Here is an 811-nt window from a genome sequence, read left to right as displayed (position 1 = left end):
TCTACCTGAGCTCGGCCCTGGTGATCGCGACCCGGCGGCGCGGAGGCGTCGGGCCGCTGGGTGGCGCCGCCGACCGGCGAGCCGGGCATGGCCCGCGACGGCCTGCGCTACGTGCGCGGCAGCCGCCTGGTGCGGGGCCTGGTGATCGGCATCGTCGGGGCGCTGACCGCGGGCGGCACCGTGATCGCCATCGCCCGCCCGTACGCCACCGAACTGCGCGGCGGCGAGGCCGCGTTCGGCACGCTCGTGATCGCGATGTTCCTCGGCCTGGTGATCGGCGTGGTCGGCACGCCGAGGCTGCGGCTGCCGTTCGGCGTGGCCATCGTCGCCGCTGGTGCGCTGCTGTTGGCCGTCGCGGCCGCCCCGCACCTGTGGTTCGCGCTGGCCGCTGTCGGCGCGGTCGGGGCCTGCGCGGGCATCGCCTTCGTGACGGGGCTGACGCTGATCGGCGCGCAGGTGCCGGACGAGGTGCGCGGCCGGGTCAATGCCTTCGTGCAGGCGCTGGTCAAGGTGGTGCTGTTCGCCGCGACGACGATGGCGCCGGTGCTGGTCGACCTGGTCGGCGTGCGGCCGGCGCTGGTGGCGGCGGCCGTGATCGCCGCTTTGGCCGGGGTCTTCGCGCACCGGCAGTTGGCCGCGCGGCATCATGACAGGGTGACCGAGAAGGTGCAGGCATGACGGTGTGGGCCGACGTCGTCGGCCAGCCCCACGCGGTCGAGGTGCTCAGCACCGCCGCTGAGGCCGCGGCCGACCTGGTCGCCGGCCGGCCGACCACGCCCGGCGCGATGACCCACGCGTGGCTGTTCACCGG

At 75.6% G+C, this 811-nt stretch carries 1 protein-coding gene and 1 pseudogene; both read left to right on the top strand.

The window, feature by feature from the left end:
- Positions 1–60: 60 nt before the first annotated feature.
- Positions 61–678 (top strand): MFS transporter, encoded by a 618-nt coding sequence (locus KUTG_RS24805; protein WP_043720002.1) that lies wholly within the window; start codon positions 61–63, stop codon positions 676–678.
- Positions 675–811, top strand: a pseudogene (locus tag KUTG_RS61625) (DNA polymerase III subunit delta'); the annotation flags it as partial. The gene KUTG_RS24805 and the pseudogene KUTG_RS61625, both read left to right, overlap by 4 nt.

Origin of the sequence: Kutzneria sp. 744, assembly GCF_000568255.1 — a bacterium.
Taxonomy (GTDB): domain Bacteria; phylum Actinomycetota; class Actinomycetes; order Mycobacteriales; family Pseudonocardiaceae; genus Kutzneria.
Note: the sequence above shows the minus strand (reverse complement) of the source record. Positions and strands in the feature narration are given on the sequence as shown.